This window comes from Pseudomonas sp. TH37, assembly GCF_016650735.1.
GTDB lineage: Bacteria > Pseudomonadota > Gammaproteobacteria > Pseudomonadales > Pseudomonadaceae > Aquipseudomonas > Aquipseudomonas farris.
On the sequence record NZ_JAEKFD010000004.1, the window covers coordinates 25,952 to 39,478 of the forward strand.

The following is a 13,527-nucleotide window of genomic DNA, read 5'->3' on the forward strand; positions in this document are numbered from 1 at the left end:
CTCATTCCTCCCACAACTGGACGGTTTTCAGGATGTCGCGGCGGTTGGCTTTCTTCGCACCGAACATGTTGGTGTCGGAGCTACCGCTGCAGCCGCTGCCGAAACTGAAGCCGCAACCGGAGCGTTCGGCAAAGGCGTCGCTCATGGCGTCTTCACGGTGCGCGCTCGGTACCACAAAGCGGTCTTCATAGTTGGCAATCGCCAGGTAGCGATACATCTCCTCGACCTGGGCCACGCTCAAACCGACATCCTTCAGAACTTGCAGGTCCTGAACGCCATCGACTTGCTCGGAACGTTTGTAGGCGCGCATCGCCAGCAAGCGTTTAAGCGCACGCTTGACCGGTTTTTCATCGCCGGCGGTCAGCAAGTTCGCCAGGTACTTCAGTGGAATACGCAGGCTGTCGACGTCCGGGATCACCCCGTTCATACCAACGGTGCCGGCAGTGGCAGCGTTCTGAATCGGCGACAGCGGCGGTACGTACCAGACCATCGGCAAGGTGCGGTATTCCGGGTGCAGCGGCAGTGCGAGTTTCCAGTCCACGGCCATTTTGTAGACCGGCGAACGCTGGGCTGAATCGATCACCGACTGCGGTACGCCATCGGCCAGAGCCTGACGAATCACTGCGGGGTCGTTCGGATCGAGGAAGATCTCCAGTTGTTTCTCGTACAGGTCCTGCTCATTGGCGGTGCTCGCCACTTCGCTGATGCGGTCGGCGTCATACAGCAGCACCCCGAGGTAACGAATGCGCCCGACGCAGGTTTCCGCGCAAACAGTTGGCATCCCGGCTTCGATCCGCGGGTAGCAGAAGATGCACTTCTCGGACTTGCCGCTCTTCCAGTTGAAGTAGATTTTCTTGTACGGGCAGCCGCTGATGCACATCCGCCAGCCACGGCATTTCTCCTGGTCGATCAGGACGATGCCGTCTTCTTCACGCTTGTAGATCGCCCCGCTCGGGCACGACGCCGCGCACGTCGGGTTGAGGCAGTGCTCGCACAGGCGCGGCAAATACATCATGAAAGTGTTTTCGTATTCGCCGTAAATGTCCGCCTGGATCTTGTCGAAGTTCTTGTCCTTGCGACGCTTGGCGAATTCGGTGCCGAGGATTTCTTCCCAGTTCGGGCCCCACTCGATTTTTTCCATGCGTTTGCCGGAGATCAGCGAGCGCGGACGCGCAGTGGGCTGATGCTCGCCCAGCGGCGCGGTGTGCAGGTGCTGGTAATCGAAGTCGAAGGGCTCGTAGTAATCGTCGAGGCTCGGCAGATCCGGGTTGGCAAAAATGTTCGCCAACACACGGAATTTACCGCCGATGCGCGGGTTGATCGTGCCGTTGGCATTGCGGATCCAGCCGCCCTTCCACTTGTCCTGGTTTTCCCATTCTTTCGGGTAGCCGATCCCGGGTTTCGATTCGACGTTGTTGAACCAGGCGTATTCCATGCCTTCGCGGCTGGTCCAGACGTTTTTGCAGGTGATCGAACAGGTGTGGCAACCGATGCACTTGTCCAGGTTCAGAACCATGCCGATTTGTGAGCGAATCTTCATCTCAGTTCTCCTCGATATCGGTCGGCAGCGGACGTGGCAGGTCATCGCCACTTGAACCATCGAGCCAGTCGACTTTGGACATTTTGCGCACCACGACGAATTCGTCGCGGTTGCAACCGACCGTGCCGTAATAGTTGAAACCGTAAGCCTGCTGGGCATAGCCGCCGATCATGTGGGTCGGCTTGAGCACGACGCGGGTGACCGAGTTGTGGTGGCCGCCACGGGTCTTGGTGGTTTCCGACCCTGGCACGTTCACGATCCGTTCCTGTGCGTGATACATCATCACCATGCCGTCCTTGACGCGCTGGCTGACCACCGCCCGGGCGGTCAGTGCACCGTTGACGTTGAAGCATTCGATCCAGTCGTTGTCCTCGATGCCGGCGCGTTTCGCGTCGTTCTCCGAGAGCCACACGATCGGCCCGCCACGGCTGAGGGTCAGCATCAGCAAGTTGTCGCTGTAGGTGCTGTGGATGCCCCATTTCTGGTGCGGAGTAATCCAGTTCAGGACGATTTCGATCTCGCCGTTGCTGCGCTTGCCTTTCACCCCTTCGATGGTGCGGGTGTTGACGGGCGGGCGATAACTCATCAATTGCTCGCCGAACGCCTGCATCCACGGGTGATCCTGGTAGAACTGCTGGCGACCGGTGATGGTGCGCCATGGGATCCCCTCGTGAACGTTGGTGTAGCCGGCGTTGTAGCTGACGTGATCGTCTTCGAGACCCGACCAGGTCGGGCTGGAAATGATCTTGCGCGGCTGTGCCTGAATGTCGCGAAAACGAATCGCCTCGTGGGCCTTGGACAGCGCCAGGTGGCTGTGGTCGATACCGGTGAATTCCGACAACGCGGCCCAGGCCTTGACGGCGACTTGGCCGTTGGTTTCCGGCGCCAGGGACAGAATCACTTCGGCGGCGTCGATGGCCGTGTCGATTTTCGGACGGCCGTGACTGATACCGGCATCGCCTTCTTTGTGATTGAGTTCACCGAGGAATTTCACCTCGTCTTCGGTGTTCCAGTTGATGCCCTTGCCGCCGTTGCCGTGTTTTTCCAGCAATGGCCCGAGGGACGAGAACTGTTTGTAGATGTTCGGGTAGTCACGCTCCACCACGTGCAGGTTCGGTGCGTTCTTGCCCGGCACCGGTGCCACGCCGTCGCTTTTCCAGTCGGTGCCGCCAAACGGTTGGGCCAGTTCGCCGACGCTGTCGTGCATCAACGGGATCGTCACCAGGTCCTTTTCAACGCCCAGATGCCCTTCGGACATGCTGGAGAACGCCTTGGCGATGCCTTTGTAGATTTCCCAGTCGGAACGCGATTCCCACGCCGGGTCGATGGCGGCCGACAACGGGTGAATGAACGGGTGCATGTCCGAGGTGTTCATGTCGTCTTTTTCGTACCAGGTCGCGGTTGGCAAGACGATGTCGGAATAGACGCAGGTCGAAGACATGCGGAAGTCCAGCGTGGTGACCAGATCAAGCTTGCCAATGGCGCCCTCGTCCACCCATTCAGCTTCTTCGGGTTTGCAGTCGCCGACCTGGCCGATGTCTTCGTTCATCACCCCGTTTTTGGTGCCGAGCAGGTACTTGAGCATGTACTCGTGGCCCTTGCCCGAGGAGCCCAGCAGGTTGGAACGCCAGATGAACATGTTGCGCGGGAAGTTGACCGGGCTGTCCGGCTGTTCGCAGGAGAAGCGCAGCGAACCGTCCTGCAGCGACTTGACCACATAGTCTTTCGGGTCCATGCCGGCCGCAGCCGCGTCGCGGCAAATGTGCAAAGGGTTAGTGTTGAGTTGCGGCGCGCTGGGCAACCAGCCGGCGCGTTCGGCGCGGATGTTGTAGTCCAGGGCATGCTCGGGAAATTGTGATTTATCGGCCAGCGGCGAGAGCACGTCGTGCATGCTCATCTTCTCGTGGCGCCATTGCGAACTGTGGGCGTAGAAGAAGCTGGTGCCGTTCATTTGGCGAGGCGGACGATTCCAGTCCAGGCCGAACGCCAGTGGCAGCCAGCCGCATTGCGGACGCAGTTTTTCCTGACCGACGTAATGCGCCCAACCGCCACCGGTCTGGCCGACACACCCGCAGAGCATGAGCATGTTGATCAGCCCGCGGTAGTTCATGTCCATGTGGTACCAGTGGTTCATCGCCGCGCCGACGATGATCATCGAGCGACCCTTGGTCTTGTCGGCGTTATCGGCAAACTCACGGGCAATCTGGATGGCTTTCTCGCGGCTGACGCCGGTGATCTGCTCTTGCCACGCCGGGGTGCCGGGCACCGAGGCGTCGTCGTAATCCTTGGCCACATTTTCGCCGCCGAGGCCGCGATCAATCGCCAAGTTGGCAGCCGACAGGTCGAACACGGTGGCGACTTTGGCCACGCTGCCGTCCGCCAGCACCACGTTATGCACCGGCACGCGGCGGTATTGCACGGCATCGCCGGCCACGTGCTGGAAATGCTCGTGGGATTCGCCGGCAAAATACGGGAACGCCACTTCGGCAACGTCATCGCCGATCAGGCTCAGTTTCAGATCGATCTCACGGCCTTCGCCGCCTTCACGGGACAGGATGTTCCACTTGCCCTTCTCACCCCAGCGATAGCCGATGGAACCCTGAGGGGACACCAGTTCGCCGCTGACATCAAGGGCGATGGTTTTCCATTCCGGGTTGTTTTCCTGGCCGAGGTTGTCAGTCAGGTCGCTGGCGCGCAGGAAGCGGTCCGGCTGGTAACCGGCGCCCGGTGCCTTGTCGACCATTTGCTTGAGCAGCACCAGCACTGGCAAATCGGTGAAGCGCTTGGCGTAGTCAGTGAAATAAGCGCTCGGTTTGTCCAGGTGGAATTCTTTGAAGATCACATGGTTGAACGCCTGGGCCAGCGCCGCGTCGGTGCCCTGCTTAGGGTTCAGCCACAGGTCGGTGAGCTTGGCGACTTCCGAGTAGTCCGGGGTAATCGCCACAGTCTTGGTGCCCTTGTAGCGGACTTCGGTAAAGAAGTGCGCGTCCGGGGTACGGGTCTGCGGAACGTTGGAGCCCCAGGCAATGATGTAGTTGGAGTTGTACCAGTCGGCCGATTCCGGCACGTCGGTCTGCTCGCCCCAGACCATCGGCGAGGCCGGTGGCAAGTCGCAGTACCAGTCGTAGAAACTCAGGCAGGCGCCGCCGATCAGCGACAGGTAACGCGAACCGGCCGCATAGCTGACCATCGACATGGCCGGAATCGGCGAGAAGCCGACGATCCGGTCCGGGCCGTATTGCTTGATGGTGTAGACGTTGGCCGCGGCAATGATCTCGTTGACTTCTTCCCAGTTGGAACGAATGAAGCCACCCATGCCGCGTTTGCTTTTATAGGAATCGGCCTTGACCTTGTCCTCGACGATGCTGGCCCAAGCTTCGACCGGCGCCATGGTCTGCCGCGCATCACGCCAGAGTTTGAGCAACGGCTTGCGGATTTTTGGGTACTTGAGGCGGTTGGCGCTGTAGATGTACCAGCTGTAACTGGCACCACGCGGGCAGCCACGGGGCTCGTGATTGGGCAGATCGTTACGGGTACGCGGGTAGTCGGTCTGCTGGGTTTCCCAGGTGATCAGGCCGTTCTTGACGTAAATTTTCCACGAGCAGGAGCCGGTGCAGTTCACCCCGTGGGTGGACCGTACGATCTTGTCGTACTGCCAGCGCGAACGGTAGACGTTCTCCCAATCGCGAGACTCTTTGCGGGTCTCTCCATGACCGTCGGAAAACTCGTTTTGCTTACGGTTGAAAAACCGCAATTGATCCAGTAAATGACTCACGGTGTAGTCCTCTCAGGCTTTGTCGCGGAGTCTGTGCCCCGCCCACGCAATGGTTGGATGCAGCTCGGCTCAGCAGGGTGTCGCGGCGCCTTTGCGCGCGTACCACCACCAGGTCACCACGATGCAGCTCAGGTAAAAGCCGACGAACATGTAGAAGGCCATCTCCGGGCCGCCGGTCTGGGCCATCGAAGTGCCGAAGGATTTGGGAATAAAGAACGCGCCGAAGGCGCCCATGGCCGAACTGAAGCCCAGGACCGCAGCTGATTCTTTGCCGGCATCCTTGAGCGCTTGTTCGCGCACGGCGGCTGGTTTGCCGGCCGAGGCTTTTTCATGTTGGGTGCGGAAGATCACCGGGATCATGCGGAAGGTGGAACCGTTGCCGACGCCGGTGGTGATGAACAGCAGCATGAACATACCGAGGAAGCCGTAGAAGTTACCGCCCTGGCCGCTTTGCGGCAGAAAGTGCAGAACACCGAACACCATCACGATCATCAGCACGAAGTTCCACAAGGTCACTTTCGCGCCACCGAGCTTGTCGGCCAGCCAGCCACCCAATGGCCGTACCAGAGCGCCAACCAGTGGACCGAGAAAGGCAAACTTCAAGGCAATCACGTCAGGGAAGGAGGTTTTGATCAGCAGCGGAAACGCGGCGGAGAAACCAATGAACGAACCGAAGGTCGCCAGGTACAACCAGCACATCAGCCAGTTGTGTTTGCGTTTGAAGATCACCGCCTGTTCGCTGAAAGAAGCGCGGGCACTGGACAGGTCATTCATGCCGAACCAGGCCAACACCGTCACCAGGACAATAAAGGGCACCCAGATGAAACCGGCGTTCTGCAGCCACAACTGGCCACCGTCCGGCAGTGCTTGCGGCGAGCCGCCCATGAAGCCGAACACCCCGAAAGTAATCACCAGCGGCACACAGAACTGCATCACCGAGACGCCCAGGTTACCCAACCCGGCATTGAGGCCCAGGGCCGTGCCCTGCTGCGACTTGGGGTAGAAGAAGCTGATGTTGGACATGCTCGAGGCAAAGTTGCCGCCACCAAAACCGCAGAGCAAGGCAATCAACACGAACACGCTGTACGAGGTGCTCGGGTCCTGCACGGCGAAGCCCATCCAGATCGATGGCAACAACAGCGACGCGGTGCTCAGGGCGGTCCAGCGACGGCCACCGAAGATCGGCACCATAAAGGAATAGAAGACGCGCAAGGTTGCACCGGACAGTCCCGGCAATGCCGCCAACCAGAACAGCTGGTCAGTGGTGAAGGTGAAGCCGATGGCGTTCAAACGCACAATCACCGTGCTCCAGACCATCCACACCGCGAAGGCCAACAACAGCGCAGGAATGGAAATCCACAAGTTGCGAGTGGCGGTCTGTTTGCCGCTACTTCCCCAGAACGCGGGGTCCTCGGGGCGCCAGTCATGAATGACCGGGCCTTTGTCAGGCTTTTGCAGAACGGACATGTTCTTCTCCTAGGGCAATGCGGGAAATCGGGGACGGGGTCAGCAGCGGCGCTTTACCCAGCACCGGGCTTTTGCGTATTTCGCTGAAGTACATCCAGGTGAGGGAGACCCAGACCACGCCGTACATCAACATGAAGCAGGAAGAGCGCACGCCGGTGAGGTCCACCAGGGCGCCGAACAGGATCGGCAGCACGAAGCCACCCAGACCACCGGCGAGGCCCACGATGCCGGACACCGCGCCCATGTTTTTCGGGTAGTCATTGGCGATGTATTTGAAGACCGAGGCCTTGCCGAACGCGAAGGCGATGCCCATGACGAACAGCAGCACGGTGAACAACGCAGGGCTCAGGCCGATGTGGAAATCCACCGGGCCGTTGATGGTCTGCACTTGCAGTTGGGTCTGGGGATACGAGAGCAGGAACAGGCAGATCCAGCTGACCCACAACACCCACCAGGTCACGCTTTGCGCACCCCAGCGATCCGACATCCAACCGCCGACGGCGCGCAGCACGCCACCGGGCAGGGAAAAACAGGCCGCCAGCAGCGCCGCGCTTTGCAGGCTGAAACCGTATTCCTGCACGTAGTACTTGGTCATCCACAGGGCCAGGGCGACGTAGCCACCGAAGACGATCGAGTAGTACTGGCAGTAGCGCCACACCGCAGGGTCTTTCAGCGAGCGCAATTGCTCACGCAAGGTGGCGCCGGTGGCACTGTGGTGGTCCTTGTTTTCGGCACTGAGGAACCAGAACAGCAGCGCGGTAATGAAGAGGATCGCGCTGAAGACTTTCGGCACCAGCTGCCAGCTGCCGGCTGCGATCAGTGCCGGAGCGAGAAACTTGGTCACCGCAGCCCCGGCGTTACCGGCGCCGAAGATGCCCATCGCAAAGCCCTGGTTCTCCTTGTCGAACCATTTGGCGACGTAGGCAATCCCCACCGAGAACGAGCCGCCGGCCAGGCCGACGAACAAGCCCAGCACCAGGAACTGCCAGTAGGCAGTGGCGTGGCTGATCAAATACAGCGGCGCGACGCAGGCCAGCATCAGCAGGAAGAACACGCTGCGCCCGCCAAAACGGTCGGTCAGCAAACCCAGCGGCAAACGCACCAGCGAGCCGGTCAGCACCGGGGTCGCGGCCAGCAGGCCGAACTGAGTTTCGTTGAGCTGGAGAAGGTCCTTGATCGGCACCCCGAGCACGGCAAACATCATCCAGACCATAAAGCACACAGTGAAGGCCAGCGTGCTCATGCCCAGCACCAAGCCTTGTCGTACACGCGGTTGGGTCACAATGCTCTCCAGTCAGTTAGCCATGGCGGCAGACTAGAGAGGCCAACCCCGCAAAAACTTGACCCATGTCAACGAAGCCCTAGGGGGCATAGGCCTATGCTTGTGCGGTCTACCTCTAAGGAGGTAGTGCAAGACAACCTTAAAACCCTTTATTTATCAGCCTGTTGAGGGTTTTAACCGACGCTTTTGCTGACAAGGAACAGTCGACAACTCTTTAGAGGTAGCGCGCCCGGGATCGGCGGCAAAACCACACGCTGGAACTTTTCATGCTCTGTTTTCTGATTTTTTTCCCGGACCGGACCCGATGATGCGCTGGTTGCGCAGCTCCCTGCCCGCTCGCGCCGGGCTGGCGGTGATCCTGATCGCCGTGCTGGCGCTCGCCAGTTCGTTGAGCGCCGGGTTGATCGCCTGGTTCAGCCAGGGCGATGCCGCCGCCATCAACACCGCAGGCTCGGTGCGCATGGAGACTTACCACCTGAGCTGGAAACTGGCCGCGGGTGCAACGCCCTCAGAAATCGCTGCCATCACCGACAGCCTGCAAACCCGTCTCACCAGCCAGTCACTCAAGGCCGTGCTGGAAGATGGCCCGACCGCCGCCCTGCAAGTCAGCTATGGGCAAATCCAGCAACAATGGAACGAGGATTTACGCCCGGCACTTGAGCGCGGCGATGCGGCTGCCTTTCAAGTCCAGGCTCATTCCTTCGTTGAGCAACTGAACCAGTTCGTCAATCTGTTGCAGCGTCAGAGTGAACAAAAGCAGGGCTGGCAACAGGCGATTCAGGGCATGGCCTTGTTTACCACCATGATTGTCCTGCTGATCGGGTTGTACGAGTTGCAGTACGGTGTCGTCACGCCCCTCAAGGAGTTGGTGGACGCGACCCAGCGCTTTCGTCGCGGCGACTTCAAGGTGCGGGTCAACCATCAGTCCCAGGACGAACTGGGCCAGTTGGCCACGAGTTTCAACACCATGGCCGAAACGATCGAAGAGTCGCATCGCACCCTGGAAAGTCAGGTCCGGCAAAAAACCCTGAACCTGCAACAAGCCAATGCCGCCCTGGAGCTTCTGTATCAAAGCAGCCGAAGCCTGGCCACACGCCTGGCCAATGCCGAAGGCCTCGATGAATTGATTCGACGCTTCCAGCAGCGCCTGCCCGGCTTGCGCCTGTCGCTGTGCTTGCAAGGCCAACTGCAGGCACCGGCCCAACAGCTACTGGCCCTGCACGGCGCGAACATCCGCGAAGTCTGCGCCAGTACCGACTGCGCCACTTGCCAGAAGCACCACAAAGCCAATCCGCAAGCCTTCAGCATCAGCAACCAGGGCAGTGAACTGGGTGAGCTGAAGGCGCACTTTGTCGATGGCCATCCCATGCAAGCCTGGGAAACCCAACTGATCCAGGCCCTGGCCAACCTGATCGGCACCTCACTCTCGCTCAAGCGTCAACGGGAACAGGATCATCGCCTGCTGCTGCTCGAAGAACGCACGATCATCGCCCGCGAGCTGCACGACTCACTGGCCCAGGCCCTGTCCTACATGAAGCTGCAAGTCAGCCGCATGCAAACCCTGATGCGTCGGGGCGAACCGGTCCAGACCCTGGAAACCGTCACCGCCGAATTGCGCGAGGGACTGAACAATGCCTATCGCCAGTTACGCGAGTTGCTGACGACTTTTCGTTTGCAGATTCACGATGCGGGACTGGTGCAGGAACTCAAGGACACCGCCGAGGAATTTTCTCGTCGCGGGGAGTTTCAGGTGCATCTGCACGTCGACACGCTGGCCTTTCAGCTAACGGCCAGCGAACAAATCCACATTCTGCAGATCACCCGCGAGGCGCTCTCCAACTGCTTGCGCCACGCCCATGCGCAAAACGCCTGGCTACAACTGCGCCAAGACGGCGAGACAGTCAGGTTGTCGGTCGAAGACGACGGTCGCGGCTTCAGCGGCAACGTCGACCAACGCGAACACCACGGCCTGAACATCATGGATGAGCGGGCTCGCAGCTTGCACGGCCAGCTGCAGATCATCTCCAGGGAACCCCAAGGCACCCGTGTCCAACTGGAATTCCATCCGGAATTTCTCGGGCAGCAAACAGAAGGTAGCGTCACATGACCCCGTCCCCGCAACACAGAATCCTGCTGGTAGACGACCACCCGATGATGCGTCATGGCATACGCCAGATGCTCGAACTCGAAGATGATTTCCTGATCGTCGGCGAAGCCAGCCAGGGTGAAGAAGCACTCGGCCTGATTGAGCCGCTTCGACCGGATCTGGTCTTGCTCGACAACAACATGCCGCAAATGAATGGCATCGAAACCCTGCGCCGATTACGGGCGATGAACTACACCGGCAAAGTGCTGCTGTTCACCGTGTCGGACGCCGAAGACGATATTCGCGATGCACTACGGCTGGATGCCGACGGTTATCTGCTCAAGGACATGGAACCCGAACTGTTGATCCAGTACATCCGCGATGCCTTGAACGGCGCCTTGGTGATTAGCCCCGGCCTGACTCAAGTCATGGCCCAGGCGCTGCGCTCGCCGCCGCGCCAGGCCGTGGTGGAATTGACCGAGCGTGAACGCCAAGTGTTGAAAACCATCGCCAGCGGCTTCAGCAACAAGGTCATCGGGCACAAGCTGGGCATCACCGAAGGGACGGTCAAGGTCCACGTGAAAAACCTGCTGCACAAACTCGGCTTGCGCTCGCGGGTGGAGGCGGCGGTGTGGGCCATGGAGCATCTGCGCAGTGCGGGCTGACGGGCATCCCTCCTTGGAGGTAGGCCTGCAGAGGCATAGGTCAATTGGCCTGCGCTCTCTACTATGACGGTCAGCGGAGGTACGCCATGCTGACCCACCCTTCCATCGTTTTAACGTTGCGTCGTCATCATCTGTTCAGCCAGCTCCCGGAGAAAGTCTTCGAGGAAGTCTGCAACCTGGCCATGCTCAAGCGCCTGAGTTGTCACAGCACGCTCATGCATCAAGGGGATCCGGCCAAGCGTTTTTTCCTGCTGGTCAGCGGCCAGGTCAAGTTGTACCGGCTCACCGGCGAAGGCCAGGAGAACCTGGTGGAGATCATCCAGCCCGGCCAGACCTTTGCCGAAGCCTTGCTGTTCAGCCAGGCCCGGCTCTACCCGGTGAGCGCCACCGCGCTGAAGGACAGCGTGCTGGTGAGTATCGAGGGCAACCATTACCGCAATGCCCTGGAGGACCAGCCGAAAGTCTGCCTGGCGATCCTCGCGAGCATGAGCGTTCACCTGCACCTGCGTCTGCGCGACATCGATACCTTGACCATGGCCAGCGCGAGCCGTCGGGTGATTAATTTTCTATTCCAGGAACGCCACCCGGTTACCGGCCAGATTGTCTTGCAGGTGTCCAAACGCCTGGTGGCGTCGAAGCTGGGGATTCAGCCGGAAACCTTCTCGCGGATTTTGCATCGCCTGGTGGAGTGCGGCCTGATCGCCATGGAGCGTCGCCATATCAGCATTCTCGCTGAAGAAGAGCTGGCGGCTTTCCAATAGTCGGAATTGACCGTCATCAAGGCGCAATGCCACGCGCCTTGCACACTGGCAGCGTCCATCCACGGAGAGTACAAATGCCCCGTTCAACCCTGCCTTTGGTTTACTCCTGCTCAGGTTGCTCCAACGTCGCCCAACTGGCCAACACCCTGGCCGTGCGACTGGACCGCAGCGGCCTGGCTGAAATGTCCTGCGTCGCCGGTGTCGGCGGGCATGTGGCGGCGCTGGTCAACAAAGCGCGCTCGGGGCGCCGGATCTTCGCGCTGGATGGCTGCCCGTTGCAATGCGTTGAAAACTGCCTCAAGCAACATGGCCTGCATGCTGATGTGCACCTGATTCTCAGTCATTACGGGCTGCGTAAACGCCATGGTGTGGATTGCACGCAGGCGCAGAGTGATGAGTTGTTTGAAGGGATCAGGCAGTTGATTGCCAGTGATGCTCGCCAGCATGAAAGCCGCCGGGAAACGATGGCCTGAAGAACAACAAAAATCCAATGTGGGAGCGAGCCAGCTCGCGATAAGGGAGTGTCAGTCGACATCAATGTTGAATGTACCTGCCTCATCGCGAGCAGGCTCGCTCCCACACTTAATCTGTGTCGGTCATCCTGCCGCCAACCCCTTCCCCGCCCGTTCCAGATTGCGCCACAACCACACAGGCAACACATCAGGATCCAGACTGTCGATCAGATTCTTCAACGCCAACCCCAACTCCGTATCCCCCTCAATCACCAAACGCCGGCGAAAAAACAACGTGTCCGGATCTTCCTGACGACTCGCTAGCAGCAAAAACTCCCGCCAGTTACCACTGATCGTCACATGCGCAGTAGCGTGCTCAGCAATCCGCAACCCTTTACCACTGAGCGTCAAATACCAGGACAACCCCAGATCCGGAATCCGCAAACACAACCAACGCCCACGCAAAACCTCGAACTCACCATCGCGTAACGGCTCGGCGAGGCAGCGATTCAGCGCCTGTTGCAACGCCAGGCGCTGCACGGCAAAAGGCACCCGGCGCACCAACGGCAACAACCGGTCGGCACCTTTCAACAGCCACTTTTTTCGATTCAACACAGGCCGACCTCCTCGACGCGCAGCATGCCGGCCTGGCCATGCCAATAACCATTGCACCCTTCGACGAACAGCGGCGGTGTCTCGCCCAGGCGAACCCGTTGATAGGCCGCGACCACTTCGGCCATGCCCTGAGCACGAGGGCTCAAGCGCAACAGATCGGCGCCGCAGGCCACCAGCCCGGAGTAATCGGCCAGCAGATTGGTCACCTCGGCCGACATCGTTTGAATACCGTTGATGGTGAACAACGCCTGCCCTTCCTGACTGGTCAGCGCCAGGCCGTCGGGGTAGTTGATGCAGCAAAACTGACAGTCGTCCTTGGGCCGGTTTTCCGCCCGAGCCGTAAAGCAGCGGGCGGAATAGGCCAACGGCAAATGCCCATAGGCGAAGATTTCAACTTCCGGCACTGCACGGCCCAGTTCGCGTACCTGTTCGATCACATCGCTAATCAGCGCCGCCGAACATTCCACGGGCGGCACCCAGCGGGTCATGCCGCTGTCGAGCAATTGCGCCAATGAGTGACCGTTGTACAGATTGAGGGCCGGGCCGCCCACGAACGGCAGCTTGCGCTCGGCCAGGAACTGCACCGCGCCCATGTCGTTGGCTTCCACCAGCAATTGGCCGTTGTCGCACAGCCGGCGCAGGCTAGAGAGTTCGGACGCCGCTTCGATCAGCGTCAGGCTGGAAAGCACCAATTGCGCCTGGCTGCATTCCTGCAACTCACGGCCCAACCCCAGCCATTGATCCAGTGAAAATGCCCGGCGTTTCGAGCACACGGTTTCCCCCAGGTAAATCACATCCAGGGGCAAGGCCGACATCTCGGCGTAAAAGTTGCTGAGTTGCTCTTTGTCCCAATAAAACAGGACCGGTCCCAGGCTGAGTTTCAT

Annotated in this window: 10 protein-coding genes; 4 read left to right on the forward strand and 6 right to left on the reverse strand. The window is 59.9% G+C overall.

Going from position 1 to position 13,527, the window contains the following annotated elements; genetic code table 11:
• Position 1 precedes the first annotated feature (1 nt).
• The 4 genes from narH to JFU11_RS12110 all read right to left on the reverse strand — a co-directional run bounded on the left by narH (position 2) and on the right by JFU11_RS12110 (position 8,064).
• Positions 2-1,540, reverse strand: a complete 1,539-nt coding sequence (gene narH / locus JFU11_RS12095) for a nitrate reductase subunit beta (protein ID WP_038982852.1) — start codon at positions 1,538-1,540, stop codon at positions 2-4.
• Position 1,541: 1 nt separating this feature from the next.
• Complete coding sequence (locus tag JFU11_RS12100; RefSeq protein WP_201060712.1) at positions 1,542-5,315, reverse strand: nitrate reductase subunit alpha; 3,774 nt, start codon at positions 5,313-5,315, stop codon at positions 1,542-1,544.
• 69 nt (positions 5,316-5,384) lie between these two features.
• The gene (locus tag JFU11_RS12105; protein WP_123722331.1) at positions 5,385-6,782 is read right to left on the reverse strand and encodes a NarK family nitrate/nitrite MFS transporter; all 1,398 of its coding nucleotides are present in this window, start codon (positions 6,780-6,782) and stop codon (positions 5,385-5,387) included.
• Positions 6,760-8,064: a nitrate/nitrite transporter gene (locus JFU11_RS12110; RefSeq protein ID WP_123722330.1), complete on the reverse strand. Its 1,305-nt coding sequence runs from the start codon at positions 8,062-8,064 to the stop codon at positions 6,760-6,762. The genes JFU11_RS12105 and JFU11_RS12110 overlap by 23 nt, the downstream gene beginning before the upstream one ends.
• 304 nt (positions 8,065-8,368) lie before the next feature.
• Here JFU11_RS12110 and JFU11_RS12115 point away from each other — a divergent pair, with 304 nt between their 5' ends.
• The 4 genes from JFU11_RS12115 (at position 8,369) to JFU11_RS12130 (ending at position 12,049) form a co-directional block, all read left to right on the forward strand.
• A complete protein-coding gene (locus tag JFU11_RS12115) occupies positions 8,369-10,171 on the forward strand; it encodes a HAMP domain-containing protein (protein WP_123722329.1) in 1,803 nt (600 codons plus the stop codon).
• Entirely contained in the window at positions 10,168-10,815 is a 648-nt protein-coding gene (gene narL / locus JFU11_RS12120) for a two-component system response regulator NarL (RefSeq protein ID WP_123356592.1), read from the forward strand. Before JFU11_RS12115 ends, narL begins: the two co-directional genes overlap by 4 nt.
• Before the next feature lie 86 nt (positions 10,816-10,901).
• The gene (locus JFU11_RS12125) at positions 10,902-11,576 is read left to right on the forward strand and encodes a Crp/Fnr family transcriptional regulator (RefSeq protein ID WP_201060713.1); all 675 of its coding nucleotides are present in this window, start codon (positions 10,902-10,904) and stop codon (positions 11,574-11,576) included.
• 74 nt (positions 11,577-11,650) lie between these two features.
• On the forward strand, positions 11,651-12,049 hold the full coding sequence (locus JFU11_RS12130; RefSeq protein WP_201060714.1) for a putative zinc-binding protein: 399 nt from the start codon (positions 11,651-11,653) through the stop codon (positions 12,047-12,049).
• A gap of 123 nt (positions 12,050-12,172) precedes the next feature.
• Here JFU11_RS12130 and JFU11_RS12135 read toward each other — a convergent pair whose 3' ends face one another.
• A complete protein-coding gene (locus JFU11_RS12135; protein WP_123722327.1) occupies positions 12,173-12,643 on the reverse strand; it encodes an SCP2 sterol-binding domain-containing protein in 471 nt (156 codons plus the stop codon).
• On the reverse strand, positions 12,637-13,527 hold the full coding sequence (locus tag JFU11_RS12140; RefSeq protein ID WP_201060715.1) for a U32 family peptidase: 891 nt from the start codon (positions 13,525-13,527) through the stop codon (positions 12,637-12,639). The genes JFU11_RS12135 and JFU11_RS12140 overlap by 7 nt, the downstream gene beginning before the upstream one ends.